Consider the following 255-nt stretch of genomic DNA (forward strand, 5'->3'; position numbering starts at 1 on the left):
CGCCCACCTGCACCGCCCGCACCGGCCGGCCGCTCTCGGTGCCGCCGCCGAAGTCTTCTATCAGTTCGCGCAGGCGGTGGCCGAAGGCCAGCTCCACCAGGCCGCCGCGCTTGAGGTTGCCGGCCAGTTGGAACGGCAGGGTGCCCTTGGAACGGTCGATGCCGAAGCTGGCGTAATGCTCGGGCCCCTCGCTCAGGATGGACGGCACGGCGGCGAAGCTCAGCACGTTGTTCACCACCGTGGGCTGGCCGAACA

At 70.2% G+C, this 255-nt stretch carries 1 pseudogene; it reads right to left on the bottom strand.

The window, feature by feature from the left end:
• A pseudogene (locus C7I36_RS17030) lies at window positions 1-255 on the bottom strand (formate dehydrogenase); the annotation flags it as partial.

It is taken from the genome of Zobellella taiwanensis (assembly GCF_003012795.1).
Taxonomy (GTDB): Bacteria; Pseudomonadota; Gammaproteobacteria; order Enterobacterales; family Aeromonadaceae; genus Oceanimonas; species Oceanimonas taiwanensis.